The sequence below is a fragment of the Hydrogenophaga sp. L76 genome (assembly GCF_057654755.1).
This window is the reverse complement of sequence record NZ_CM172807.1, coordinates 4238198-4265169: the sequence shown is the minus strand read 5'-3', so window position 1 is coordinate 4265169 and position 26972 is coordinate 4238198. Positions and strand designations below refer to the sequence as shown.

Genomic DNA, 26972 nt, shown 5'->3' with positions numbered 1-26972 from the left:
GTCACAGGTCGGTGATGCGGGTCTCGCCCGGGTTCGAATAGATGTCCACCACGCGGCAGTCGCCGCACATTTTCAGGCGCTCCAGCGCCTCGCCCTGGAACATGGCGTGGCCGCCGAGCTTGGCCAGCATGACTTCGATGCCCTTGAGGGTGCCGAAGGGTTTGCTGCAGCGGATGCATTGATACGGCTGTGCTTCGTTGAGCACGCGCAGCTGCTTGCGTTGCTCGCCGAGCAGCAGGCGCGGCTGCAGGGTGATGGCTTTTTCGGGGCAGGTCTTTTCGCACAGGCCGCACTGCACACAGTTCTTCTCGATGAAGCGCAGCTGCGGGCGTTCGGCGTTGTCCTGCAGCGCGCTGGCCGGGCAGGCGCTGACGCAGCTCAGGCAGAGGGTGCAGGTGTCCTGGTTGACGCTGATCGTGCCCAGCGGCGAGGCCGCGGGCAGTTCGATGGTGTCGGCGGCGCGGGCGTGCGTGGAGCTGTCCTGCACCAGGTGGTCCAGGGCCAGTTCCAGCGTGGCGCGCTTCTCGGCCTGAACCGCAAAGCTGGCGCGGCGCTTCACGCCCTGGGCCGGCGCTTCGCCCAGTTCGGCGTCGAGCGCCATCAGGTCGCGTGCATCGCGGGCCTCGATCAGCTTGAAGTGGCGCCCGCTGTAACCCAGGCCGCTCACGATGGCCTGCGCCACCGCCATCTGCTCGCGCAGCGCGTCGCGGTACTGTGGCGCTTCCTCGCCGGTCATCAGCACCCAGACCTGCGAGGCACCGTAGGCGAAGGTGGTGAGCCACACGTCCAGCCCGGTCGACGCGGTGTGCCACAGCGGCAGCGGGATCACGCGCGCGGGCACGCCGCGCACCGATTTGTCGAGCGCGGCGGCACGGCCCAGATCGCCGATCAGTGCGGCCCCGGCTTCCTGGCTGTGCAGCAGAAAAGCCGCGTCTCTCCCCCCCGCCTTGGCGTAGGTGGCCAGCAGGGTGCGCAGCTTCACGCCCTGCTCGCTGGCGCGCGGGTAGGCGTAGCTCAGCGCGCCGGTGGGGCAGACGGTGGTGCAGGTGCCGCAGCCGACGCAGAGGTTGGGGTTGACGATGATCTGGTTGCGCTTGAGGTCGCTGCTGATGGCCGAGGCCGAGCAGATGTCGACGCAGGCGTTGCAGCCCACCTTCTCGTTGCGGCCGTGGGCGCAGAGCTTCTGCTTGTAGGTGAAGAACTTCGGCTTCTCGAACTCACCCACCAGGTCGCGCAGCTGGATCAGCGCCTGCATGGCCGCCGCATCGTTCAGGCCGCCAGGCAGGTGCATGTAACCCTGCGGCAGCGCGTGCTGGCTGAAGGCCGGTGTCTTGCGCAGGTCCAGCACCAGGTCAAACTTGTCGCTGTGCGTCTGCGGCTCGCGCTGGAAGTTGATGGCCCCCACGGCTTCGCAGGCCTTGACGCAGGCGCGGTGCGAGCGGCAGCGGTCCATGTCGATCTGGTAGTCCAGGCCGATGGCGTCTTCGGGGCAGGCGGCGATGCAGGCGTTGCAGCGCGTGCAGAGGTCGAGGTCGATCGGGTTGCGGGTGGTCCAGCTCACGTCGAAGGCGCCGAGCCAGCCCGTGATGTGCGGCGCATCACCGCCGATGACGGGGTAGCGGCGCGCCTGCATGCCCGCGCCACCCACGGCCATGAGGGTCACGTCCAGCGCATCGCTCACCAGCCCGGCGGCGCGTTCGGCGTCTTCCAGCGCCCCGATGATCAGCAGCCGGCCTTCGCTGGTGTAGGTCACCGTGGGCACGGGTTCGGCGTCGGGCAGGCGGGCGGCGGCGAGCAGCGCAGCCATCTTGGGTGTGGCCATCGCGGCCTCGCGGCCCCAGCCCCCGGTCTCGCGGATGTTGACGAAGCGGATCGGCCGCACATCGAGAGAGACCGCGCCCTCGGTCTGCTCCGAGAGTTCGGCAAACAGCCGGCTTTCCTGCGTGCAGGCCACCACCAGCTCGTCGCTGCTGCGGCAGGCCTTCTGGAAGGCGGGTGCGTCGCGGCGGCAGAGCGTGGTGTGCAGGGTCAGGTCTTCATCCAGCGCCTGGCCCAGGGCCTGGGGGTTCAGGGGCATGGTCTGGTTGCAGTTGCAGATCAGCGTGGTCATCGTGGGTTTCTTGTGGTTCCGGCTGGGCGACCTGTTCGGTCGCACCGGCCTGGGGTGCCTGAGCCTCTTCGGGCTCTGCGGCGTGTTCTTGGACGGCGGCAACGGAGGCCGCCGCCGGGGTTTTCACTTCGTTGGGGTCGTCCACCAGTTTCAGGAATTGTGCGCCGACCATCTTGGCCATTTCGACGGCGGACAGCGGGCTGGGCTTCGAATAATCATCGATGTAGATGTCGAGCCCGTCCATCACGTTGTAGTGCGGATCGGTGAAGAGCTTTTTCACCGCGGCGTTGCGCACGTCCGCTGGCACGCCGCGCGCCACGAAGGGCTTGAAGTCACCGTCCAGCGACAGGCGGGCCACGTCTTCCAGCGTGGGTGCGGGCGGCGGTTCTGCCGGCTCGGCGGGCAGCGTGGGCGGCACCAGACCGTCGACGGCACCTGGCACAATCACCGGCGCCACCACCGGTGCCACGGCCGCCACGGGTTCGGGCGCCGGCGGCTCGGCGGGCAAGGGTTGCCCGGTGCGCACCTGCACCTTGCGGCGCGACCAGCGCGAGAAGAAGTTGTCGTCTTCGGACGTCATGTTCGCGCAGGCAGGGGCAGGCCGGGGTGCACCTCGGCCGCGCCGCTCTGGTGGCGGTCGGCCCGGGCGCGCGCGGCGCGCAGGAAGTCCATCATCATCGGACCACTGTCGAGCAGGCCCTGCATCTCTTCACCCGGCGTGAGGTGGAACTCGGGATGCCACTGCACACCGAACACATAGCCAGGACCGGTGTGGCGGATGGCTTCGATGATGCCGTCCTGCGTACTGATGGCTTCCACCACCAGCCCCTCGCCCAGCCGGTCCACACACTGGTGGTGGATGCTGGTGACACGGTGCGGCGCGCTGTTGCCGTACAGGCGGTGCAGCGTGGAGCCGGTTTCGAATTGCACGTCGTGTATCAGCCGTTCGTAGCGCGTGGTGTCCTGGTGGTGGGTTGCCCCGGGGCGCTGAGACGGTATGTCCTGCACCAGGCTGCCACCAAAATAGACATTGATGAGCTGTGCGCCCCGGCACACCCCGAACACCGGCTTGCCCGCATCCACGAAACCGCGCAGCAGATTGAGCTCATAGCGGTCGCGGATGGCGTCGCCGGCCCAGGCCGGGTCGCGCAGCGTTTCGCCATAGGCCTCCGGACAGATATCGATGCCGCCCTGCAGGACCAGCCCGTCGAGAAGGTCAACGATCTCGGTCATGGGCGCTCGGTTGGCCGACAAGGGACTCTCCTCGTCGACGAAGGGCACCATCAACGCGATAGCGCGGTGGGCCATGATCCAGTGCGCCATCGTGCTTTCCAGAAATTGCAGCCGCTTCTGCGGCAGCCCCAGACCGGCCGGGGGGTGGTGCAGCAGACGGGCGCTGATGCCGATGCGAAGTGTCATGGTTTCGGACCTGTGCCGTGTTTTTCGGTGGAGATGCGCACTGGCTGACCGAAGCGGTCGGTCAGCGGCTTGAAACTGTCGGGCCGCTTGCGGCGTTTGGGTTCGGGCTGGTAGGTGGCGTCCACAAAACCGCGCAGCCAGTCCACCACCTCGTCGGCCGCCGCGACCTGGTCCACGCGCTCCTGCGCGTCGAGCCAGCGCCCTGCATCGTGGTAGCTCAGCGTCACGGTCTGCGGCACCGCCATGGGCTCGCCATCGAGCAGCTGCTCCTCGTCGGCGCGCCAGACGACCCAGAAACAGGGCTGGGGGCTGTTCAGGTTGAGGAAATACCCTTCGGCGTCATCGCGGAACAGTTCGACGCGAAATCGCGGGAACAGCCAGTGGGTGGATGACGGATCGGCCGCAGGCTGCAAGGGCTCGACAGCCTGCGGCTCGTGCCGCGTGTCGGGCGCGGCGGATCCGGTGTCTTCGGGGCTGCCGCAGGGCAGCACATCGGCGAGCACCCAGCGCCAGGGCTGCCAGCGGCTCATGGGGCCACTGACGGGTTCGCGGCGCATGACCACATCCACCTCGATGGCCGGGCGGTGTGGCGCTGATGTCTGGACAGGTTCGGTTGTCATGGGCAGACCCGCAATGTAAGCCATCGCCCGGCGGCGCCGCATGACCCACCGGGTTCACCCCAGCCACCCTGGTGTCTTGCGCGGGAAAACCCGAAGTCCGGACGCATGGCCCGGCGAGGCTTCAGAAGCTGAGCGCTTTTTTGCTCATGCCCGCTCAGTAGGTTTCCAGGTGCAGGCGCCCTTCGCGCTTGAGCGAAGCGCCCAACGAGTCCCAGTTCAGACCGGCCTGGGTGGCCACGTCGTGCAGCGCCAGCACCACACCTTCTTCCATGCTCTTCAGGCCGCACACGTAAAAGTAGGTGTTGGAATCCTGCAGCAGCACGGCGAGGTCGGCGGCGCGTTCGCGCATCGCGTCCTGCACGTAGCGCTTGGGCGCACCCGGCGTGCGGCTGAAGGCGAAGTGGATGTCGATGAAGTCCTTGGGCAGGTTCTGCAGGGGGCCGAAGTACGGCAGCTCTTCCTTGGTGCGGGCGCCGAAAAACAGCATCAGCTTGCCGCCCTCGAACTTGCCGCTGGCGCGCAGGCGCCGGCGCCACTCGGTCATGGCGCGCATGGGCGCCGAACCGGTGCCGGTGCAGATCATGACGATGTTGGACTTGGGGTGGTTGGGCATCAGGAAGCTGGTGCCAAACGGGCCGATCACCTCGACCTGGTCGCCCACCTGCAGGTCGCACATGAAGTTGCTGGCCACGCCGCGCACCGGCTGACCCGAATGGTCTTCCAGCACGCGCTTGATGGTGAGCGAGAGGTTGTTGTAGCTCGGGCGTTCGCCGTTGCGCGGGCTGGCAATGGAGTACTGGCGCGCGTGGTGCGGCCGGCCTTTGGCATCGGTGCCGGGCGGCACGATGCCAATGCTCTGGCCTTCGAGCACCGGGAAGGGCATGCCGCCGAAGTCGAGCACGATGTGGTGGGTGTCGTAGTCGTGGCCGGCCTGTTTGCCCACTTCGGTCACGCGCACGTTGCCGGTGACGGTGGCGGTCACCGTCTTCTGCGCGGCCTTGGGGCCGTAGAGGTTGGTGTAGGCGTGGGCGGCGCTCCAGGGCGGGATGGTGGCGCCGTAGGCGGCGGACTTGAAGGTGTCCTGGCCGGTGGGGTCGACGGGTGTTTCGACGGCGGGTTCGGCTTCGGCTTCGGTCTCGGTGGTGGCCGGTTCAGCTACTGCATCGCCCACGAGTGCGGCGCGTTCGGCCGCCGACAGTTCAGCCGGCAGGTTGTCCCAGCTGAGCTGCTCGGCCAGCGAATAGGCCTTGATGCGCGGCATGGTGCGGTAGTTGTCGATCGAGCCGGTGGGGCACGGCGAGATGCAGTCGTTGCACCAGTTGCACTTCTCGGCATCGACCACGTAGTTGCGCGAGTCGTGCGTGATCGCCTGCACCGGGCAGATCGCCTCGCAGGTGTTGCAGCGGATGCAGATTTCAGGGTCTATCAGGTGCTGCTTGATCACAGCCGATTCAGCTGGCGCGTTCATGGGTGTCTCCGGTGGTCTTTTTGGGAGTGTAGGTCTGAGTTCTGCTGGCGGTTCGAGAAGTGGTTTTGCGTTGGCGTGGCGCCGCGCGACACGGCGCGGCTGACTCCGTTCGTGTCCCCCGCCGGCCAGCGGCCGGCTCCTCCTTGACCTCACTGCGCCAGCCACACCGCGTCGCGCTCGTGGGTACTCGCGCAAGGTAAGAGACAGCTTCCCTTCCTGCGCGAAGTCTGTCGCCTCTCCGGAGCACGTGTCCCATCCAGGGATGCCGCGGAACTGGCTTCGCCAGGCCGCAGGGCATCGTCCCCCTTTTAAGGGGGAAGCCGCTTCAGCGGCGCAGGGGGTTAGCCAAAACGTACATACTCAAAGTCCACCGGCTGGCGGTTGATGCCCATCACCGGCGGCGCGATCCAGTTGGCGAACTTGCCGGGATCGACCACGCGGCCCATCAGGCTGGCGACGAAGGCGCGGTCGCCCTCGCTGGGCAGCCAGTTGTCGCGGTTGGCGTTCCATTCGGACTCGGACACCACGCGGCCATCCGGTGCGACCTTCACGCCCTTGAGCAGGCCGATGTTGCGGTGGAAGGCCTTGTGCGGCACGGTCAGGCGGAACGGGATGCCGGCCTTCTCGATCACCTTGTTCCAGCGTTCCACGCCACCGATGCTGTCCTTGATGTAGTCGTCGCGCAGCACTTCGTTGAGCGCGTTGAGCATCGGCACTTCTTTTTCGACCAGTTGGCCGTTCTGCACGTTGAGCACCTTGTAGAACTGGCCGCGCAGCTGGTGGTCGTCGGTGCGTTTGCCTTCTTCATAACGGCCCTTGAGGCCGGTGCTGTAGAAGGTGGCGGCGTTGCTGGATTCGTCGGCGCCGAAGAGGTCGATGGTGACGCTGAAGTGGAAGTTCAGGTAGCGCTGGATGGTCGGCAGGTCGATCACGCCGGCGGCGCGCAGCTTGGCCGGGTCGTCGGTCTTGAGCTCGTTCATCACCTGGCAGGTGCGGTTGATCACGCGGCTCACGCCGGACTCGCCCACGAACATGTGGTGCGCTTCTTCGGTGAGCATGAACTTGGTGGTGCGGGCCAGCGGGTCGAAGCTGGATTCGGCCAGGGCGCAGAGCTGGAACTTGCCGTCGCGGTCGGTGAAGTAGGTGAACATGAAGAAGCTCAACCAGTCGGGCGTCTCTTCGTTGAAGGCTTCCAGGATGCGCGGGTTGTCGGCGTTGCCGCTGTTGCGTTCCAGCAGGGCTTCGCCTTCTTCACGGCCGTCCTTGCCGAAGTACTTGTGCAGCAAATACACCATGGCCCAGAGGTGGCGGCCTTCTTCCACGTTCACCTGGAACAGGTTGCGCAGGTCGTACTGGCTGGGGGCGGTCAGGCCCAGGTGGCGCTGCTGCTCGACCGAGGCGGGCTCGGTGTCGCCTTGCGTCACGATGATGCGACGCAGGTTGGCGCGGTATTCGCCAGGGATGTCCTGCCAGGCGGCTTCGCCCTTGTGGTCACCGAAGTGGATCTTGCGGTCGGCTTCGGCGGGGTTGAGGAAAATGCCCCAGCGGTAGTCGGGCATCTTCACGTGACCGAACTGCGCCCAGCCCTGCGGATCGACGCTGACCGCCGTGCGCAGGTAGACGTCGAAGTTCTGCGAGCCGTCCGGGCCCATGTCGTCCCACCATTTGAGGTAGTTGGGCTGCCACTGCTCCAGCGCACGCTGCAGCGTGCGGTCTTCGCTCAGGTTGACGTTGTTGGGGATCTTGTCGCTGTAGTCGATGGTGGACATGTTGGTCTCCTGGGTATGGTGGATCAGACGCGGTTGAAATCGAAGGCTGCCTTGTCGCCTTTGCCGTAGACCTTCAGCGCGCCCTTGTCACCGACAGCGTTGGGGCGCTGGAAGATCCAGTTCTGCCAGGCGGTCAGGCGGCCGAAGACGCGGGTGGCCATGTTTTCTTTCTGCGCGAAACGCAGGTTGGCTTCCATGCCGGTGAGCGCGTCGGGCGACATGGCGGCACGTTCTTCGAGCGCCATGCGCACTTCGTCGGCCCAGTCGATGTCGTCGGGCGCGGCGGTCACCAGGCCCAAAGCCAATGCGGCGTCGGCGTCAAGTGCTTTGCCGATGGCGCCGCGCGCGGCTTCCATGGGGCCGGTCTCTTCATAGAAACGGCGCTGCAGGCGCGACTGGTCGTTCACCATCGGCAGAAAGCCGAAGTTGAACTCGCTCAGTTGCAGCTGGGGCGCCTTGTCGGCGTCGTCCGGCAGGGCCAGCATGTAGGCGCGGTCGGCGCAGAAGGCGAGCTCGGCCAGCGTGCCGGCGAAGCAGGAGCCGGCTTCGATCAGCGCGAACAGGCTGCGCGAGGACACATCGAGGCGGGCGAAAGTCCGGCGCAGCGCGCCGATGGTCTCGCGCACGAACCAGTGGTCTTTGTTCGCCAGCATCAGGGCGTCGTTGGCCAGCACGGCGGCCGCGTCGCCTTCGGTCTTGAGCACCCAGGTGCCGATGTCCAGCTCGTTGGTGCGCAGGTTGAGGATGGCGTCGTCCAGCTCGCGCCCCATCTGCAGCGGGTACCAGGCGGCACCTGCGGCTTCGATGCCGGCGATGTCGGTCGGCTGAGCGCCGCTCGGCGCTTTCAGGGTGATGGTGGCGTTGCGCCTGGCGCGGTCGATGGCGACGTTGACATAGGTGTAGGCGATGCCGTCGGCGCTGTCGGTGCGTTCCACGCGGGGCAGGCTCACGCCCTTCCCATCGGCTGGGCGGTCGCTCTGGGCGGCCAGCTTGGCGGCGCGCTCGCTCACGGCGGCGGCGAACTGCTGTGGCTTGGCCACGGCGTCCACCAGGCGCCAGTCCACGGCCTTCTGGCCACGCACACCTTCGCTGGTGGTGCAGAAGATGTCGGCCAGGTCGTGGCGCACGTGGCGCTTGTCGGTCACGCGGGTCAGGCCGCCGGTGCCGGGCAGCACGCCGAGCAGCGGCACTTCAGGCAGGCTGACCGCGCTGGAGCGGTCGTCCACCAGCAGGATCTCGTCGCAGGCCAGGGCCAGCTCGTAGCCGCCACCGGCGCAGGCGCCGTTCAGGGCGGCCAGGAATTTGAGGCCGGAGTGTTTGCTGGTGTCTTCGATGCCGTTGCGGGTTTCGTTGGTGAACTTGCAGAAGTTCACCTTCCAGGCGTGGGTCGAGACACCGAGCATGAAGATGTTGGCGCCGGAGCAGAACACGCGGTCCTTGCCGCTGGTGACCACCACGGTGCGCACTTCGGGGTGCTCGAAGCGGATACGGTTGAGGGCGTCGTGCAGCTCGATGTCCACGCCCAGGTCGTAGCTGTTGAGCTTGAGCTTGTAGCCGGGGCGGATGCCGGCGTCTTCGTCGATGTCGATCGCCAGCGTGGCGGTCGAACCTTCGCACTTGAGTTTCCAGTGGCGGTACTGGCTGGGATCGGTGCGGTAGTCAACGGTGGTGATGGCAGTGGTCATGGCTGTCTCCTGTTTGTGGGGTGGCGCGGGGCGGGAATACAAGGGGTGCCGACTTGCAATCACTCACCGGTGGGCACCGAATGATGTGAATAATAATGCAGCTTTTTAAGAACGTCAATGCATTTTTATGCATATTACAAAATACCCAGCACCTCTCGAACCTGGGTGCGCAGGCCGTCAAAGGCGTCGTCCACGCTCTGGCCACTGGTATTGAAGTGCAGGTCCGCCTTGGAATAAAAGGCCGACCGACCGGCCAGGATGCGCTTCAAATCTTCCATGGCTTCGCGGCTGGCGGCCATGGGCCGCATGTCGCCCTGCGCGGCCACGCGGCCCATGTGGTCGGCGGGGTCGGCCTGCAGCCAGACGGTGGTGCAGTGCGTGAGCAGCAGGTTGAAGTTGGCGGCGTCCGACACCAGGCCACCCGGTGTGGCGATCACCACCTCGGGGTAGATCTGGATCGCTTCTTCGAGCGCACGGCGTTCGTAGCGCCGGTAGGCCGGCGTGCCGTAGAGCGCATGGATTTCGTTGATGCTGCAGCCGGCGAATTTTTCGATCTCGCGGCTGAGCTCGATGAAGGCGTAGCCCAGGTCGTCGGCGAGTCGCTGACCCAGCGTTGACTTGCCCGCGCCGCGCAGGCCAATGAGTGCGATGCGGGCCTGTCGCCCGGCGTCGTTCACCGGCGCGGCGTGCCCATCCAGCAGGCCGCCGATGGCCAGACGCACGCGTTTCAGATCGGCCTCGTTGCGATTCTCCAGCAGCTCGCGGATCAGCAGCCATTCGGGCGACGAGGTGGTCACGTCGCCCAGCAGCTCGGTGAGCGAACATTGCAGTGCGTGCGCCACCTGCAACAGCACCAGGATGGAGGCGTTGCCGGTGCCGTATTCGAGGTTGGCGAGGTGGCGCTCTGACACGTCCGCCGCCAGCGCCACGGCCTTGCGTGTCATGCCGCGGCGCGAGCGCAGCGTGCGCACCCGCTCGCCCAGCGACACCAGAAACGGGTGGCGTGGCGGCTCGTCGGCCTCTGCAGCGCCGGATGCGGCTTCGGGCACAAGATCAAGGGCGACCGGTTCTTTCATGGGCATCGGTGATTTAAGGGTTATCCCTGCGGGGGCTTGCTTTCTGGACAAACATGCATTTTAATGCATGAACCCAAAGACGCAGAATAGTGCATTTATAGCGCCAATCCCGCGCGCCGACCAGCCCTGTTGATCAACCCACCCGAGTCCCGACATGACCACAACGCCCCTGCTTCCCAATTTCCTCGCCGGCCGCTGGCAAGACGGCTCCGGCAACGGCGCCACCCTGCTCGACCCGGTGCTGGGCACGCCGCTGGTGCGCGTGAGCAGCGCCGGGCTGGACCTGGCCGACGGTTTTGCCTTCGCGCGCGAACAGGGCGGCGCCGCCCTGCGGGCACTCACTTACAGGCAACGCGCCGCGCTGCTGGGCGAGATCTTGAAGGTGTTGCAGGCCAACCGCGACGCCTATTACGAGATCGCCACCGCCAACTGCGGCACCACCACCAGGGACTCGGCGGTGGACATCGACGGCGGCATCTTCACCCTGGGCTACTTCGCCAAGCAGGGTGATGCCCTGGGCGACGCGAAGCTGCTGCTCGACGGCGAGCGCATCCGCATGGCCAAGGACCCGGTGTTCCAGACCCAGCACATCCTGAGCCCCACGCGCGGCGTGGCACTGTTCATCAACGCCTTCAACTTCCCGAGCTGGGGCCTGTGGGAAAAGGCCGCGCCGGCCCTGCTCTCGGGCGTGCCGGTGATCATCAAACCCGCCACCGCCACCGCCTGGCTGACCCAGCGCATGGTGAAGGACGTGGTGGACGCCGGCATCCTGCCCGCGGGCGCGCTCTCGGTGGTGTGCGGCTCGTCCGCCGGCCTGATGGACCAGCTCGGCCCCTTTGACGTGGTGAGCTTCACCGGCTCGGCCGAAACCGCGCGCATCATCCGCAGCCACCCGGCGGTGGCGCAGCGCTCGGTGCGTTGCAACATCGAGGCCGACAGCCTGAACAGCGCCCTGCTCGACCCGGCGGCCGCCGCGGGCGACGAAGCCTTCAACCTGCTGGTGAGCGAGGTCGTGCGCGAGATGACAGTCAAGAGCGGCCAGAAGTGCACCGCCATCCGCCGCATCTTCGTGCCGCGCGCGCTGTACGACGCCACCGCCCAGGCCATCGGCGCCAAGCTGGGCAAGACCACCGTGGGCAACCCGCGCGTTGATGCCACGCGCATGGGCGCGCTGGTGAGCCGAGAACAATTCGACAGCGTGATCGCCGGCATCGCCCACCTGAAGACCGAAGCCGAGGTGCTGTTCGACGGCAGCGCCACCGCGCTGGTGGACGCCGACCCGGCCGTGGCCGCCTGCGTGGCGCCGGTGCTGCTGGGTCACCGCCAGCCGACACAAGCGAAGGTGCTGCACGAGGTCGAGGTGTTCGGCCCCGTGGCCACGCTCATGGCCTACGACAGCCTGGAGCAGGCGCTGGAGCTGATCCGCCGAGGCGAAGGCTCGCTGGTGGCTTCGGTCTACAGCAGTGACCCGGCCTTCATCGCACACGCCGCCGCCGAGCTGGGCTCCAGCCATGGCCGCGTGCACGCCATTTCGCCCGACGTGGCCGCAGCGCAGAGTGGCCACGGCAACGTGATGCCCATGAGCCTGCACGGCGGCCCGGGCCGCGCTGGCGGCGGCGAAGAGCTTGGCGGCCTGCGCGCGCTGGGCTTCTACCACCGCCGCAGCGCGGTGCAGGGCAGCACGGCGGCACTGGACGTGCTGGCGACTTCCGGCACACCATTCAAGCCCTGAGCACCCGTTCGCCCTGAGCCCTTCGACAGGCTCAGCCCGAACGGCGCTTTTGCAGCAGTACAAACAGGAGACAGACATGCCCCACGAAACCGCCGCCCCACCCGAACGCTTCAATTTCGCGAGCCACCTGATCGCACTCAACGCCGGCCGCGCCGGCAAGACCGCGCTGATCGACGACGCGGGCACGCTCACCTACGGCCAGCTGGCTGACCAGGTGCAGCGCTTCTCGGCGGCGCTGCAGGCGCTGGGCCTGAAGCGCGAAGAGCGCGTGCTGCTGCTCATGCACGACTGCAGCGACTGGGTGGTGAGCTTTCTGGGCGCGCTGCACGCGGGCGTGGTGCCGGTGGCGGTGAACACGCTGTTGACCGCCAAGGACTACGCCTACATGCTGGCCGACAGCCGCGCGCAGGCGGCCTTCGTTTCGGCCGCACTGCTGCCCACGCTGCAGACCGCACTGGAGACGGGCGGCCACGAGGTGAAGCACCTCATCGTCTCGCGCGCGAAGGACCCGCTGCCCGCAGGCGCGCACGACTTCGCGGCGCTGGCTGCGGCCCATGCCCCCGCTGAACCAGGTGCAGAAGGCGCCGACACGCACGGCGACGAACCGGCTTTCTGGCTCTATTCCTCCGGTTCCACCGGCGCGCCCAAGGGCACGGTGCACACGCAGTCCAGCCTCTACTGGACCGCCGAGCTCTACGGCAAGGCGGTGCTGGGTCTGAAGGAGAGCGACACCGTGTTCTCCGCCGCCAAGCTGTTCTTCGCCTACGGCCTGGGCAACGGCCTGTCGTTTCCGCTGAGCGTGGGCGCGAGCGTGGTGCTGATGGCCGAACGGCCCACGCCGCAGGCCACTTTCAAACGGATGGTCGACCACCAGCCCACGGTGTTCTACGGCGCGCCCACGGGCTACGGCGGCATGCTGGCCGCGCCCGACCTGCCGGCGAAAAGCGCGGTCGCGCTGCGCCTGTGTTCGTCGGCCGGCGAAGCGCTGCCGCGCGACATCGGCGAGCGCTGGACCGCGCACTTCGGCTGCCAGATCATCGACGGCATCGGCAGCACCGAGATGCTGCACATCTTTCTCTCCAACCGCCCGGGCGACGTGCGCTACGGCACCACCGGCAAACCCGTGCCGGGCTACGAGGTGCAGCTGCGCGACGAAGACGGCAGCGTGATCACCGGCCACAACCTGATCGGCGACCTCTACATCCAGGGCCCGAGCGCCGCGCTGCTGTACTGGAACAACCGCGCCAAATCGCGCGACACCTTCCAGGGCAACTGGACCAAGAGCGGCGACAAGTACACCCGCGACCCCGACGGCTACTACACCTACGCCGGCCGCAACGACGACATGCTCAAGGTCAGCGGCATCTACGTCAGCCCCTTCGAAGTGGAAGCCACCCTGGTGCAGCACCCGGCCGTGCTCGAAGCGGCCGTGATCGGCAAGACCGATGACGACGGCCTGACCAAGACCAAGGCCTATGTGGTGCTCAAGGCCGGCGCCCAGGCGACGGAAGCCGAGCTGCAGGCCTTCGTGAAAGAGAAGCTCGCGCCCTACAAGTACCCGCGCTTCATCGAGTTCATGACCGAACTGCCCAAGACCGCCACCGGCAAGATCCAGCGCTTCAAGTTGCGCGAACTGGAGAACCAGCGCCTGTTTGTGCGCCGCTGACACCGCCTGAAACGCCGCTCGTCCCGTTCACGACCCAAACCCCGGGAAAACCCGGGTGTCGCAGACTTGATCTGGTTCTGAAACATAACGAAACTCGCACCCCATCGTAGACAACGGAAAACAAGGGTTCGACATGCTTCATAGATGGGGACGGGGACTGGCACTGGTACTGGGATTTGCGCTCGCCGCGGCGGCACACGCAGGCGACGAAGGCGTCACGTCCACCGAGATCCGGCTGGGCGCCTCGCAGGTGCTCTCGGGCCCGCTGGGGCCGCAGACCGTGCAGTACGGCGAGGGCGCGCGGCTGCTGTTCGACGCGGTCAACGCAGCCGGCGGCATCCACGGGCGCAAGATCAGCTTCACCACCCTGGACGACGGTTTTGATCCCAAACGCGCGGTGGAGAACTCCCGCAAGCCGCTGGACGAACACAAGGTGTTCATGCTCTTCAACAGCACCGGCACCGCCCAGACGGCGGCCGTGCTGCCGATGCTCAAGGAAACAAAAACCATCCTGTTCGGTCCGGTCACGGGTGCGTCGGCCTTGCGTGACACCGTCAACCCCCACGTGTTCCACGTGCGTGCCGGTTACGCCAACGAGTCCACCCGCATCCTGTCCCAGCTCAAGCAGATAGGCGTCACCCGGGTCGCCTTTTTCTATCAGGACGACGGGCTGGGCAAGGCCCTGCTGGCCGAAGTCAGGAAGTCCTCTGCAGCAGAGAATCTGCCGCTGGCCGTCGAGGTCAAGGTCGATCCGGCCGCGCCCGATTTCGCGGCCGCTGCGGCCGCCACGGCGCAGGCCAATCCCCAGGCCGTCATCGTCGGCACCGCGGGACTGACGTTCACGAACTACGTCCAGGCGGTGCAGGCGACCGCCACCCGCCCGGTGTTCTATGGCTTCTCCGTCGCCAGCCTGGATGGCATCAACCGGGTGCTGAAAGACAAGGCGCGCGGCATCGTGCTCGCGCAGATCATGCCCTCGCTGCGCAACAACGCAGTACCCGTGGTGACCGAATACCTGAAGCTGCACGCCGCCAGGTCGCCCGACACCCCTCCCTCAGCCTCCCAGTTCGAAGGTTTCGTGCACGCCCGCCTGCTGGTCGAAGGCCTCCGGCGCACGGGACGGGAGCTGAGCACCGCCAGCTTCATCCGGGCCATGGAAGGCGCGGGTGAGCTCGCGTTCGGCCGTTTCACGGCCCAGTACTCGCCCCGATCACACAACGGCTCCAACTACGTGGAGCTGGCGATCATCGACGCCGCGGGACGCTTGCGCTACTGATGCCGGCTGCGACCGGCTGACACCCTCAGTCAGAAGGCGCCGGCGTCAGGGCGCGCCAGCGCCGATGCGGGCAGGCCAAACACGCGGTCGAAGAGCCAGGTGAAGACCACCGTGTAGACCAGGAAAAACAGCAGCAGGCCCAGGTTGGCCACCAGCGCCGCCCACAACGAGAGGCCGAGCCAGATGGCCATCACCGGCACCAGGATCATCGCCAGCCCAACTTCGAAGCCGATGCCGCCCGCCGCCAACGCGAGCGGCCCTTGACCGGCTGCCGTGCTTCCCAGCGCTCGAAGAAGAAGTTGAACCCGCAGTTCCAGGCCAGCGCGATGCTCGACATGGTGAGCGTGAGCGCCAGCGACGACAGCGGCGCCTGTCCAAACACGAACATGAGCACCGGAGCGACAAAAGCGACGGCGAAGGTTTCGTAAAGAACCGCCTGAACGATCCGGCGGGCGCGGGGGGCAAGATGAAGTGGCATGGGAAGGGCGCGATTGTGGCGTCTTCCGCAACCGTTGCCCGAATGCCCGCCCCCCCAAAGCGTGGTGAGTCCGCCGGCAGGCACTTGCAAGAAGCCAACCGCATCGCCAGGTGCCGCCGAACATCGACAAAGCCCCGCATTTGCGCCAAAGTGGTGATGCAATTGACCGCATGGGGTTTACGACACAAGCATGGGGGACAGTGTTCGATTACAGTGACTGAACACGAAAGACTTCCCCGGCGAGGATCCGCTACTGACCATGTTTTCCAGCCTGAAATTGCCCAACAACGAAATCGGACAGGCCCTGGCGGGTTTTCGGGGTGCCTTTCGCAGCGTGGGTGTGTTCAGCGCCATCATCAATCTGCTGATGCTGGTGCCCTCGCTCTACATGCTGCAGGTGTATGACCGCGTGCTCTCCAGCCGCAACGAGACAACGCTGATCATGCTCACCCTGATGATCCTGGGGGCGTATCTGCTCATGAACGGCCTGGAGTTCGTGCGCAGCTTCGTGCTGATCCGCGTCGGCGCCCAGCTCGACATGAAGCTCAACAAGCGGGTGTACACCGCCTCCTTCGAGCAGAACCTCAAGAAGTCGGGCGGCAACGCCGGCCAGGCACTGCAGGACCTGACGACGATCCGTCAGTTCCTCACCGGCAACTCGCTGTTCGCCTTTTTTGACGCCCCCTGGTTCCCGATGTACCTGCTGGTCATCTTCCTGTTTGACTGGATCCTGGGTGTTTTCGCCGTCGGGGGCACGATCATTCTGGTCATCCTGGCCTACGTCAACGAGGTTGTTTCGCGCAAACCGCTGGCCGAAGCCAACGGCATGGCCGTGACCGCCGGCGCGCTGGCCACCAACAACCTGCGCAACGCCGAAGTCATCCAGGCCATGGGCATGCTGCCCAACCTGATGTCGCGCTGGTTCAAGCTGCATGGCCGCTTCCTGCAGCTGCAGGCCGAAGCCAGCGAAAAGGCGGGCATCGTCACCGCCACCAGCAAGTTCGTGCGCATCTCGCTGCAGTCGCTGATCCTGGGCCTGGGCGCGTTGCTGGCGCTGGAAAACCGCATCACCCCCGGCATGATGATCGTCGGCTCCATCCTCATGGGCCGCGCACTGGCGCCGGTCGACCAGCTCATCAACGTCTGGAAAGGCTGGTCGTCCACCCGCAGCGCCTACCAGCGCCTGAGCGAACTGCTGGCCAGCAACCCGGCCCGCCGCGAAGGCATGCCCCTGCCCAAGCCGCTGGGCAACCTTTCTCTCGAAAGCGTGACGGCCGTGCCACCGGGCTCCAACGTGCCCGCCCTGCGCAACCTGAGCCTCACGGTGGCCGCGGGTGATGTGGTCGGCGTCATCGGCCCCAGCGGTTCGGGCAAGTCCACCCTGGCGCGCCTGCTGGTGGGCGTCTGGCCGGCCGCCGCCGGCAAGGTCCGCCTGGATGGTGCCGACGTGTTCCAGTGGAACAAGGCCGAACTGGGCCCGTACGTGGGCTATCTGCCGCAGGACATCGAACTCTTCGGTGGCACCGTGGCCGAAAACATTGCGCGTTTTGGCGAAGTGGACTCGCTCAAGGTGATCCAGGCCGCCGAGCGCGCGGGTGTGCACGACATGATCCTGCGCCTGCCGCAAGGCTACGACACGCCGCTGGGCGACGGTGGCGCGGGCCTTTCGGGAGGTCAGAAACAGCGCATCGGGCTGGCCCGGGCGATGTACGACGACCCGTCGCTGATCGTGCTGGACGAACCCAACTCCAACCTCGACGACACGGGCGAACAGGCGCTGCTCTCGGCGATTGCCGACCTGCGCAAACGCGGCAAGACGCTGGTGATCATCACGCACCGGACCAACGCCATCGGCATCACCAACAAACTGCTGTTCCTGCGCGACGGCATGCCCCAGATGTTCGGCCCGACCAAACAGGTGCTTCTCGATCTGGCCAAGGCCACCCAGCAGGCGCAAGGCGCCAATGGGGCTGCGCCGCCGCGCCTGGCGGTGCAGAACCCGGCCGCCGCCACACCCGCACAGCCACCGGGCCCCATCACCGACAAGACAGCCGCCCCCCCCGCCCCCACGGCCCCGGCGGCGCCCGCCACCGGCGAGACCGCCTGAACCCGCCGTCGAACCGATCACTTCCGGAGTGCCCACACGATGACCACCAACGCCATGGCCGTGACCGACGCCCACATCCGGTCAGAAGAAGAGGACAACCCGGTCAAGACCGACGTCCGCTCGCATGCCCGTCTGGGCTGGTGGCTCGTGCTCTTGGGTCTGGGCAGCTTCCTGATCTGGGCGACGTTTGCGCCGCTGGACAAGGGCGTTCCCATGGGCGGCACGGTCACCGTCGCCGGCAACAAGAAGGCCGTGCAACACCTCACCGGCGGCACGGTTGACGAGATTTTCGTCAGGGAAGGCGACACCGTCACCGCCGGGCAACCGCTGGTGCGCATGAACAGCGTGCAGGCCCGGGCCAACGCCGAAATCACCCGCATCCAGTTCCTGGCCGCGCGCATCACCGAGGCCCGCTTGCTGGCTGAACGCGACGGGCGCCCCAGCCTGGTGTTTCCACCCGACATCCAGGCCAGCGGCAACGATCCGCGCGTGGCCACCACGCTCGCCGTTCAAAAACAGCTCTTCGAGTCCCGCCAGGGTGCACTGCGCAGCGATCTGGCCGCCACAGAGCAGAACATCTTCGGACTGAACGCCTACGCCGCCGGTGTCGAAGAGTCGCGCCAGGGCAAGCTGCTGCAACTGCGATTGCTCCAGCAGCAGATCGACGGCATGCGCGACCTGGCCAAAGACGGCTACATGCCACGCAACCGCTTGCTGGAACTGGAACGCAATCACGCCCAGATTGAAGCCTCCATCGCGGAAGACACGGGCAACCTCGGCCGCAACCAGAGCCAGGTCAGCGAACTGCGCCTGCGGGCCCTGTTGCGCCAGCAGGACTACCAGAAAGAAGTGCGCACCCAGCTCACCGAAATCCAGCAGCAGGTGGATGCGCTGCGCAGCCGGCTGGAGGGGCTGGACTATGAACTGAACAACGCCGAAGTGAAGGCACCGGTCAGCGGCATGGTGGCCGATGTCAGCATCTTCACCGAAGGCGGCGTGGTCTCGCCCGGCTTTCGCATGATGGACATCGTTCCGCTGGACGAGCCCCTGATCGTTGAAGGCCAGGTGCCGGTGCACCTCATCGATTCGGTGCACCCGAAGTTGCCGGTCGAACTGATCTTCTCGGCCTTCAACCAGAACACCACGCCACGCATCCCTGGCGTCGTCACGCAGGTCTCGCCCGACCGCCTGGTCGACGAACAGACCGGCATGCCCTACTACCGCATGCGTGCCGAGGTCACACCCGAAGGCCGCAAGCTGCTCGCCGATCTGCAGGTGCGCCCCGGCATGCCGGTCGAACTGTTCGTGCGCACCGGCGAGCGAACACTCATGAACTACCTCCTGCGCCCCCTGCGCGACAACTTCCGCATGTCCATGACCGAGGAGTGAGCACCGTGGACGCCAACCCCATTCGCCCCAGCACCCGATCCGCGCAGCGGCGGATGCGCCTGATCTGCCTGAACGTGGCGCTGGCCTGGGCCACCTCTGCCGGCGCCGAAGCGCTGGACCTGGCCCGTGCCTACGAGGCCGCGCGCCTGAACGATCCCACCTTCCGCGCCGCGATCGCAGCGCTCGATGCAGGCAGGGAAGAAAAAATCCTCGGGCGGGCACAACTGCTGCCCAGCATCGCCGCCACCTATTCCACCAACCGGAACACCACGCGGTCGACCCAGGGCCAGGTCACCGCATCCACCGAAGCCACCCAGAGCAGCACGGCCACCAGCACCAGCACCATCACCAACGACCGGCTGCAGACGTCCAATGCATTCACCGGACCCCTCGCCGGCCAGCCCCGGGAATCGCAGCGCCGTGTCACGGATTCGGAAACCGACACCCACACGGACAGCACCGGGCACTCGACCGTTGACGAAACCGAGATCGAAACCAACAAGTTCCGGGACACCCGAACAGCCCTGCAGCTGCGCCAGCCCCTGATCAACTTCGGCGCCATGGCCGGCTACCGCCAGGGCAAGGCCCTGAGCGCCGCCAGCGAAGCCCGGTTCCGGAGCCAGCAGCAGGAGCTCATGGTCCGGGTGGCCGAGGTCTACGCGGGTGCCCTTTTTGCCGAAGAGAGCCGGCGGCTCGTGCTCACCCAGCTCGTCACCCTGACCGAGCAGCAGACCACCAACGAGCGCATGCTCTCCAGTGGCGAAGGCACCTTGACCGATGTGCTGGAAACCCGGGCCAAGCGCGCGCTCGCAGAGGCCCAACTCATCGAGGCCGAAGACGCGCTGCTGGTCGCCCGCAACCGCCTCATCGCGATGACCGGTGTTCGGGCAACCGCTTTCGCCCCCCTGAAAACCGACATCGTCACCTCGTCGACCCTGGCCTCCACCCCTGAAGACTGGCACGGACTGGCCCTGTCGCAGAACGGTCTGCTGGAAGCCCTGCGCTACCAGGTCGAGGCGGCCCACCAGGAGGTCAGCAAGGCTGAAAGCGGCCACTATCCCCGACTGGATCTGGTGGCGTCCGTGGGACGCGACAACTTCCGCTCCAACGTCAACCCGATCTCGAACACCACCACGAGCGCCAGCGACTCCACCAGCGCGAGCTCCACCACCGGCTCCACGTCCAGCGTGTCGACCGGCTCGGCCCCCCTCCTGAACGAGAGCGTCAACTCGAACTACACCACCACGTCCAGTTCCGCCGCCACCTCCAGCTCCCGGTTCAACGCCGAGCAGAACCTCAGCACCCGCCGGCGGACCACCAACCATGTGGTGGGCGTGGAGCTCAACATACCGCTGTATTCGGGCGGAGCCGTGTCGGCCAGAACCCGCCAGGTGGCGGCCCGCCTGGCTCAGGCCCAGGCCGAGATGGACGCCCGCGTGGACGAGGTGCTGCTGGAACTGAACCGCCAGCTCCGCCTTCAGCAATCCACCACCTTGCGCGTGCAAGCGCTGGAGCAGGCCGTGGAATCCGGTCGCATCGCCGTCGACGCGACCATCAAGAGCACGGCCGCCGGGGTGCGCACCAACCTCGACGTGCTCAACGCCCGCGAGCGGCTGGTGATCGCCGAACGCGAGCTGGCAGACGCCCGCTACGCCCACCTGCTCGCCTTCCTGCGCTTGCGCTTCAACGCGGGTGTGCTCACCGAAGGCGACCTGATGCAGCTGGCTGGTCGGTAGGCGCCGGACGCCAGCGCTCCCCCAGCAAAAAGGGCCCGCAGATGCGGGCCCTTTTTGCTGGAAGTGATACCCAACCGGGCTCAGGTTTCTTTGGAGATCTTGATGCTCGGAAATTTCGACGAGAAGTCCTTGGCCTGCTTCGCGATCTTGATCGCCACCTGGCGAGCCACCGACTTGTAGATCTCGGCGATCTCGCCATCGGGGTCGGACACCACGGTGGGCATGCCGCTGTCGGCCTGCACCCGGATCGACATGTTCAGCGGCAATGCACCCAGGTAATCCATGCCGTATTCGGCCGCCATTTTCTTGCCGCCATCGGCGCCGAAAATGTGTTCGGTGTGACCGCAGTTGGGGCAGCAGTAGACCGCCATGTTTTCCACGATGCCGAGGATGGGCACACCCACCTTTTCAAACATCTTGATGCCCTTGCGCGCGTCGAGCAGGGCAATGTCCTGCGGCGTGGTCACGATCACCGCGCCGGTGAGCGGCACGCGCTGGGAGAGCGTGAGCTGGATGTCGCCGGTGCCGGGAGGCATGTCGACGATCAGGTAGTCCAGGTCTTTCCAGTTGGTCTGGCGCAGCAACTGCTCCAGCGCCTGCGTGGCCATGGGGCCGCGCCAGATCATGGCTTCATCCTTGTCGACCAGGAAACCGATCGAGATCACCTGCACGCCGTAGTTCTCCAGCGGCTCCATGGTCTTGCCGTCGACGCTTTCGGGCCGGCCTTCCACACCCATCATCATGGGCTGGCTGGGGCCGTAGATGTCGGCGTCCAGGATGCCGACCTTGGCGCCCTCGGCGGACAGCGCCAGCGCCAGGTTGACCGCCGTCGTGCTCTTGCCCACGCCGCCCTTGCCCGAGGCCACGGCGATGATGTTCTTCACGCTCGGCAGCAGCTGCACGCCACGCTGCACCGCGTGCGGAATGATCTTGCTGGTCATGTTGATCGACACGTTCTCCACCCCGTCCACCGACTTGGCTGCCGTGATCAGGGCGCGACGCAAGGCAGGCATCTGGCTCTTGGCCGGATAGCCGAGTTCGACATCGAACGACACGTCTCCGTACTGCTCGTTCAGGTTCTTCAGTGCCTTGGTGGACACAAAGTCCTTGCCCGTGTTCGGGTCGGTCACGGTCTGCAGGGCATTGAGCAGCGCTTGTTGGTCGACGGCCATCGAAAGATCTCCTGAGGGAAAGACGTGGGTGGATATGCAGAAGTGGCCCGAAGTCTAACGCCCCGATGCCACACCCACCGCCGCACGGGCAAACACACAGCGGACGTGAGGGCTTGACGCGTCAGGCGCTGGCGACCGGGGCCGCCTAAAATCACGGGTTCCCCCGAAAGAAAGCCCCCAGCCATGAGCCCGCGTCGCCTGTTCGTCACCACCGCCCTGCCCTATGCCAACGGCCATTTCCACATCGGCCACATCATGGAGTACATCCAGGCCGACATCTGGGTGCGTTTCCAGCGCATGCAGGGCCACGAGGTGCACTTCGTCTGCGCCGACGACGCGCACGGTGCGCCGATCATGATCGCGGCCGAAAAGGCCGGCAAGACACCGCAGCAGTTCGTGGCCGACATCGCCGCCGGGCGCAAGCCCTACCTGGACGGTTTCCACATCGGCTTCGACAACTGGCACAGCACCGACGCCCCGGAAAACCACGAGCTGGCGCAGGACATCTACCGCGCGCTCAAGGCCAATGATCTGATCGAAACCCGCACCATCGAACAGTTCTTCGACCCACAGAAGAACATGTTCCTGCCCGACCGTTTCATCAAGGGCGAATGCCCCAAGTGCGGCGCCAAGGACCAGTACGGTGACAACTGCGAGGTCTGCGGCGCCGTCTACGCACCCACCGAGTTGAAGAACCCGTATTCGGCGCTCTCCGGCGCCCAGCCGGTGCTGAAAAGCTCGGAGCACTTTTTCTTCAAACTGTCCGACCCGCGCTGCCTCGCCTTCCTCGACCAGTGGACGCAGAGCGGCGCGGTGCAGCCCGAGGTGCTGAACAAGATCGCCGAGTGGATCGAGCCTGGCGAAGACGGCAAGCCCAGGATGGGCGACTGGGACATCAGCCGCGATGCGCCCTATTTCGGCATCGAGATCCCTGACGCACCGGGCAAGTACTTCTACGTCTGGCTGGACGCGCCCATCGGCTACCTCGCTTCGCTCAAGAACCACTTCAGCAAGACCGGCCGTGACTACGACGCCTTCATGGCCGACCCCACCACCGAGCAGTTCCACTTCATCGGCAAGGACATCATCACCTTCCACACCCTGTTCTGGCCCGCGATGCTCAAGTTCAGCGGCCGCAAGGTGCCCAATGCGGTGTTTGTGCACGGCTTCCTCACCATCAACAACGGCGAGAAGATGAGCAAGAGCCGGGGTACCGGCCTGAACCCGCTCAAATACCTGGAACTCGGCATGAACCCCGAGTGGCTGCGGTATTACCTCGCGGCCAAGCTCAGCGGCAAAAACGAGGACGTGGACTTCAACCCCGAAGACTTCATGGCCCGGGTCAACAGCGACCTGGTGGGCAAGTACATCAACATCGCATCGCGCGCCGCAGGCTTCATCGCCAAGCGTTTCGATGGGAAGCTGGGCGAGGTCTCGGCCGACGGCGACGCGCTCCTGGACCACCTGGAAGTGGCCGCCCCCAGCATCACCGAGCTGTACGCCGAGCGCGAATACGGCAAGGCCCTGCGCGAGATCATGCTGCTGGCCGACCGTGTGAACGCCTACGTGGACCAGAACAAGCCCTGGGAACTGGCGAAAAAAGAAGGCATGGAAGGCCGGCTGCACGACGTGTGCACCACCTGCATCGAAGCCTTCCGCCTGCTCACGCTCTACCTCAAGCCCGTGCTGCCCGCGCTGGCGAAAGACGTGGAAGCCTTCCTCAACACCGCCCCGATGGTGTTCGCCGACGCGAACCGCCTGCTCGGCGCCGGCCACGCCATCGGCGCCTACCAGCACCTGATGCAGCGCGTGGACGTGAAGCAGCTCGACGCCTTGTTTGAACCGCCACCAGCGCCCGAAGAGCCGAAGATCGTCCCCGGTGGTGAACCCATCGCCGACACCATCGGCATCGACGACTTCGCCAGGATCGACCTGCGCATCGCGCAGATCGTCAACTGCGAAGCGGTGGAAGGCTCCACCAAACTGCTGCGCCTCACACTCGACGTGGGAGAAGGCCGCACGCGCAACGTGTTCAGCGGCATCGCCAGCATGTACAAGCCAGAAGACCTGGTGGGCAAACTCACCGTGATGGTCGCCAACCTGGCGCCACGCAAGATGAAGTTCGGCGTCAGCGAGGGCATGGTGCTCGCCGCCAGTCACGCCGACGAAAAGGCCCAGCCCGGCATCCACATCCTCAACCCCTGGCCGGGCGCCCAGCCGGGCATGCGGATCCACTGACCGCCATCGATGTTCGAACCCATCCGCGGTTTCACCAGCCTCAAGCGCACGCCGCAGGCCGACCTGAAGCTCGGCACCGTGCTGGCTTTCGTGGCCGGTGCGACCAACGCGGGCGGTTTTCTGGCGGTGGGCCAGTACACCTCGCACATGACGGGCATGGTCTCGGCCATGGCCGACAACCTGGTGCTCGGCCAGTTCGTGCTGGCCGGCGCCGCACTGGCCGCGGTACTGGCCTTTCTGCTGGGCGCCATGAGCACCGCCTGGCTGGTGAACTGGGGCATGCGGCTGCAGCTGCGCAGCGCCTACGGCCTGCCACTGCTGATCGAAGCGGTGCTGCTGCTGGTGTTCGGCATCTTCGGCGCCGCCATGAGCCTGTGGCACACCGTGTTCCTGCCGGTCACGGTGGTGCTGCTCTGTTACATCATGGGACTGCAGAACGCCGTGATCACCAAGATCTCGCAGGCGCGCATCCGCACCACGCACGTGACCGGTCTGGTCACCGATCTGGGCATCGAGCTGGGCAAGCTGCTGTACGTGAACCGGCATCCGGACATGCGACCGGTGCGCGCTGACCGCGAACGCCTGCGCGTGCATGCGCAACTCGTGCTGAGCTTCCTGGTGGGCGGCATCGCCGGTGCCCTCGGCTTCAAATACCTGGGCTACATCAGCACCGTGCCGCTGGCGATCACGCTGCTGTTGCTGGTGATGCGCCCGGCGCTGGACGACTGGAAGCGCCTGCGACCCGACTGAGCGGGCTCAGCGGCTGCGATCCAGATCCGGATCGCGCACCGACATCGTGGAGACCACCCGCAGATCGGGGTTGAACACCACCGTGAACAGCTTGGCGTCGCCTTCGTTCGGACCATCCCGGTAACGCCAGTCGTAGTGGGTCTCCTGCTTCAGCGCGTAAGGCGTGATTTTCATCGGCTTGCCCAGCATGCGCCGCACCTCCTCCATCGGCATGCCGGGCTGGATGCGCTCGAAGTTGTGTGGCGCGAGCACCTGGCGCAGCGCGGCCATCTTGCCGTCGGCCCCGATGGTGATCTGGTAGTTCTGATACCCGGCGGGCTGCCGGTTGTACTCATAGATCTGAGCCCCGTCGTCGCCCTCCCACACCGCTTCGGGCGCGCCGAACCGCTCGCGCACATCGGCCTCGGTGGAAACGCCTTCTTCCAGTTCGCTGATGTTCTGCGGGTCGCAGGCCGTCACGCCCAGCAGGAGGCCGAGCGCCAGGGTCAGCCCAGCGAATCGGTGTGGTTGGCTTTTCATGGTCGGGTGCCCCTTCATGCCGTTTGCAACGGAAAAATCAGTGTAAACCCCCATCCAGAACCGTTCTGCCTGTAAGTTCCGGTCATCGTCGCCAAAGGTAACATTTGCGCATGCTGAAAAACCTGCCTCCGCTGGCCCCGTTTCGCCCTCGATTGCTGAACGACCTCAAAGGCTACAACGGCGAGAAACTGGTCAAGGACATGGGCGCCGGTGCCACCGTGGGCATCGTGGCCCTCCCGCTGGCGATGGCGTTTGCCATCGCCAGCGGGCTCAAGCCCGAGGCAGGCCTGTGGACGGCCATCATCGCGGGCTTCATCATCTCCGCCCTGGGCGGCACATCGGTGCAGATCGGTGGCCCGGCCGGTGCCTTCATCGTCATCGTCTACGGCATCGTCGAGCGTTATGGCGTGGCCAACCTGCTGATCGCCACCGCCAGCGCGGGTGTGCTGCTGTTCCTGCTCGGCCTGTTCCGGCTCGGCACCCTGGTGCGCTACGTGCCGGTGAGTGTGGTGATCGGGTTCACCAACGGCATCGCGGTGCTGATCGGGCTGTCGCAGGTGCGCGACTGGCTGGGGCTGGACATTGCCAAGATGCCGGGCGATTTCTTCGGCCAGATCGGCACGCTCAGCCAGCACCTGCAAAGCTTCAACCCCTATGCGTTCGGGTTGGGAACGCTGTGTGTGATCGGCCTCTTCATCTGGCCGCGCCTGTGGGCGGTGGATTCGCAGTTCCGCCGCCAGCTCGACCAGATCCACACCGTGAGCGCGCTCAAGGCCACCTCGCGCCTGCCGGCACCGGTGGTGGCGCTGGTCACGCTCTCGCTGCTGGCCTGGGCCATGAGCATGCCGGTGGACACCATCGGCAGCCGGTTTGGCGGCATTCCGCAAGGGGTTCCTGCGTTCGCGCTGCCGGCGTTCTCCTGGGACACGGTGCGCCTGCTGGTCACGCCCACGCTGACCCTCGCGCTGCTCGGCGCCATCGAGTCCTTGCTGTGTGCCCGCGTGGCCGACCAACTGAGCGACACACCCAAGCACGACCCCAACCAGGAACTCATGGCGCAAGGCGTGGCCAACGTGGTGGTGCCTTTCTTCGGCGGCATGCCGGCCACCGGAACCATCGCCCGCACCGTGACCAATATCCGCTCGGGTGCGGTGTCGCCCGTGGCCGGCATCGTGCACGCAGCGACGCTGGCCGCGGTGGTGCTGCTCGCGGCCCCCATGGCCCAGCACATACCACTGGCCGTGCTGGCCGGCGTCCTGCTGTTCGTGGCCTGGAACATGGGGGAGTGGCGCGAGTTCGGCCGCCTCAAACAGTTCAGCAACCACTACCGCCTGATGATGGTGTCCACCTTCCTGGTGACCATCGTCTTCGACCTGACCGTGGCGGTGGAGCTCGGCCTGGTGATGGCCTGCTTCCTCTTTGTGCGGCGCCAGAGTGACATCTTCCGGGCCGACCCGCTGGCCAGCAATCAACACCAGCTCACCTACCGCCTCTACGGTTCGCTGTTCTTCGGCGCCGTGGCCAAGATCGATCCTATCGTCACCGCGGTGGAGCAGGGCCCCGCAGGCATGAACGTGATGCTCGACGCCAGCCAGCTGATCTCGCTCGACACCACCGGTCTCGACGCACTGGAGCAGTTGCACAGGACGGTGGAAAAGCGCGGCGGGCATCTGGGCATGGTGGGTGTGAACCCTCAACCGCGATCGCTGATCGAGCGCTCGGGTTTTGCCGCCCACCTGCACACCTTCCACTGAAAACCCCA

General features: G+C 66.1%; 21 protein-coding genes. 9 read left to right on the top strand and 12 right to left on the bottom strand.

The annotated features are described in order from the left end of the window. Window position 1: 1 nt before the first annotated feature. The 8 genes from AC23D4_RS20805 to AC23D4_RS20770 all read right to left on the bottom strand — a co-directional run bounded on the left by AC23D4_RS20805 (window position 2) and on the right by AC23D4_RS20770 (window position 10147). A complete protein-coding gene (locus AC23D4_RS20805; protein WP_472887529.1) occupies window positions 2-2077 on the bottom strand; it encodes a 4Fe-4S binding protein in 2076 nt (691 codons plus the stop codon). After that, complete coding sequence (locus tag AC23D4_RS20800) at window positions 2037-2690, bottom strand: DUF3306 domain-containing protein (protein WP_472887520.1); 654 nt, start codon at window positions 2688-2690, stop codon at window positions 2037-2039. Before AC23D4_RS20800 ends, AC23D4_RS20805 begins: the two co-directional genes overlap by 41 nt. Further along, window positions 2687-3529: a gamma-glutamyl-gamma-aminobutyrate hydrolase family protein gene (locus AC23D4_RS20795; protein ID WP_472887519.1), complete on the bottom strand. Its 843-nt coding sequence runs from the start codon at window positions 3527-3529 to the stop codon at window positions 2687-2689. The genes AC23D4_RS20800 and AC23D4_RS20795 overlap by 4 nt, the downstream gene beginning before the upstream one ends. After that, window positions 3526-4149: a DUF3305 domain-containing protein gene (locus AC23D4_RS20790; RefSeq protein ID WP_472887518.1), complete on the bottom strand. Its 624-nt coding sequence runs from the start codon at window positions 4147-4149 to the stop codon at window positions 3526-3528. Before AC23D4_RS20790 ends, AC23D4_RS20795 begins: the two co-directional genes overlap by 4 nt. Window positions 4150-4303: 154 nt before the next feature. Next, entirely contained in the window at window positions 4304-5617 is a 1314-nt protein-coding gene (gene boxA / locus AC23D4_RS20785; RefSeq protein WP_472887517.1) for a benzoyl-CoA 2,3-epoxidase subunit BoxA, read from the bottom strand. Between the two features lie 341 nt (window positions 5618-5958). Continuing rightward, a complete protein-coding gene (gene boxB / locus AC23D4_RS20780) occupies window positions 5959-7386 on the bottom strand; it encodes a benzoyl-CoA 2,3-epoxidase subunit BoxB (RefSeq protein ID WP_472887516.1) in 1428 nt (475 codons plus the stop codon). 23 nt (window positions 7387-7409) lie between these two features. Continuing rightward, window positions 7410-9071 (bottom strand): 2,3-epoxybenzoyl-CoA dihydrolase, encoded by a 1662-nt coding sequence (gene boxC / locus AC23D4_RS20775; protein WP_472887515.1) that lies wholly within the window; start codon window positions 9069-9071, stop codon window positions 7410-7412. A gap of 134 nt (window positions 9072-9205) precedes the next feature. Continuing rightward, window positions 9206-10147, bottom strand: coding sequence for a helix-turn-helix transcriptional regulator (locus AC23D4_RS20770; RefSeq protein WP_472887514.1), 942 nt, complete (start codon window positions 10145-10147; stop codon window positions 9206-9208). A 154-nt stretch (window positions 10148-10301) separates the two neighbouring features. Here AC23D4_RS20770 and AC23D4_RS20765 point away from each other — a divergent pair, with 154 nt between their 5' ends. The 3 genes from AC23D4_RS20765 to AC23D4_RS20755 all read left to right on the top strand — a co-directional run bounded on the left by AC23D4_RS20765 (window position 10302) and on the right by AC23D4_RS20755 (window position 14821). Further along, window positions 10302-11879 (top strand): 3,4-dehydroadipyl-CoA semialdehyde dehydrogenase, encoded by a 1578-nt coding sequence (locus tag AC23D4_RS20765; protein ID WP_472887513.1) that lies wholly within the window; start codon window positions 10302-10304, stop codon window positions 11877-11879. Between the two features lie 76 nt (window positions 11880-11955). Further along, window positions 11956-13545, top strand: a complete 1590-nt coding sequence (locus AC23D4_RS20760) for a benzoate-CoA ligase family protein (RefSeq protein WP_472887512.1) — start codon at window positions 11956-11958, stop codon at window positions 13543-13545. Window positions 13546-13678: 133 nt separating this feature from the next. Then, the gene (locus AC23D4_RS20755; RefSeq protein ID WP_472887511.1) at window positions 13679-14821 is read left to right on the top strand and encodes an ABC transporter substrate-binding protein; all 1143 of its coding nucleotides are present in this window, start codon (window positions 13679-13681) and stop codon (window positions 14819-14821) included. 29 nt (window positions 14822-14850) lie between these two features. Here the strand turns inward: AC23D4_RS20755 and AC23D4_RS20750 are convergent, their stop codons facing one another. Then, window positions 14851-15012, bottom strand: coding sequence for a chlorhexidine efflux transporter (locus AC23D4_RS20750; protein ID WP_472887510.1), 162 nt, complete (start codon window positions 15010-15012; stop codon window positions 14851-14853). Between the two features lie 14 nt (window positions 15013-15026). Continuing rightward, window positions 15027-15299 carry a chlorhexidine efflux transporter gene (locus tag AC23D4_RS20745; RefSeq protein WP_472887509.1) on the bottom strand — a complete coding sequence of 91 codons (273 nt, stop codon included), beginning with the start codon at window positions 15297-15299 and terminating at the stop codon, window positions 15027-15029. Between the two features lie 259 nt (window positions 15300-15558). Here AC23D4_RS20745 and AC23D4_RS20740 point away from each other — a divergent pair, with 259 nt between their 5' ends. The 3 genes from AC23D4_RS20740 to AC23D4_RS20730 are packed head-to-tail and all read left to right on the top strand — an operon-like array spanning window position 15559 to window position 20531. After that, window positions 15559-17406 carry a type I secretion system permease/ATPase gene (locus AC23D4_RS20740; protein WP_472887508.1) on the top strand — a complete coding sequence of 616 codons (1848 nt, stop codon included), beginning with the start codon at window positions 15559-15561 and terminating at the stop codon, window positions 17404-17406. A gap of 39 nt (window positions 17407-17445) precedes the next feature. Then, window positions 17446-18795, top strand: coding sequence for an HlyD family type I secretion periplasmic adaptor subunit (locus AC23D4_RS20735; RefSeq protein ID WP_472887507.1), 1350 nt, complete (start codon window positions 17446-17448; stop codon window positions 18793-18795). A 5-nt stretch (window positions 18796-18800) separates the two neighbouring features. Then, window positions 18801-20531, top strand: coding sequence for a TolC family protein (locus AC23D4_RS20730; protein WP_472887506.1), 1731 nt, complete (start codon window positions 18801-18803; stop codon window positions 20529-20531). Window positions 20532-20611: 80 nt separating this feature from the next. On the opposite strand, the gene apbC is transcribed toward AC23D4_RS20730, so the two are convergent. Further along, the gene (apbC, locus tag AC23D4_RS20725; RefSeq protein ID WP_472887505.1) at window positions 20612-21703 is read right to left on the bottom strand and encodes an iron-sulfur cluster carrier protein ApbC; all 1092 of its coding nucleotides are present in this window, start codon (window positions 21701-21703) and stop codon (window positions 20612-20614) included. A gap of 183 nt (window positions 21704-21886) precedes the next feature. Here apbC and metG point away from each other — a divergent pair, with 183 nt between their 5' ends. Further along, window positions 21887-23941 (top strand): methionine--tRNA ligase, encoded by a 2055-nt coding sequence (metG, locus tag AC23D4_RS20720; RefSeq protein ID WP_472887504.1) that lies wholly within the window; start codon window positions 21887-21889, stop codon window positions 23939-23941. Between the two features lie 9 nt (window positions 23942-23950). Then, on the top strand, window positions 23951-24691 hold the full coding sequence (locus AC23D4_RS20715) for a YoaK family protein (protein WP_472887503.1): 741 nt from the start codon (window positions 23951-23953) through the stop codon (window positions 24689-24691). Window positions 24692-24697: 6 nt separating this feature from the next. Here AC23D4_RS20715 and bamE read toward each other — a convergent pair whose 3' ends face one another. Continuing rightward, window positions 24698-25210: an outer membrane protein assembly factor BamE domain-containing protein gene (gene bamE / locus AC23D4_RS20710; protein WP_472887502.1), complete on the bottom strand. Its 513-nt coding sequence runs from the start codon at window positions 25208-25210 to the stop codon at window positions 24698-24700. Window positions 25211-25320: 110 nt separating this feature from the next. Between bamE and AC23D4_RS20705 the strand changes: the two genes are divergently transcribed. Beyond that, on the top strand, window positions 25321-26964 hold the full coding sequence (locus AC23D4_RS20705) for a SulP family inorganic anion transporter (RefSeq protein ID WP_472887501.1): 1644 nt from the start codon (window positions 25321-25323) through the stop codon (window positions 26962-26964). Window positions 26965-26972: the final 8 nt, after the last annotated feature.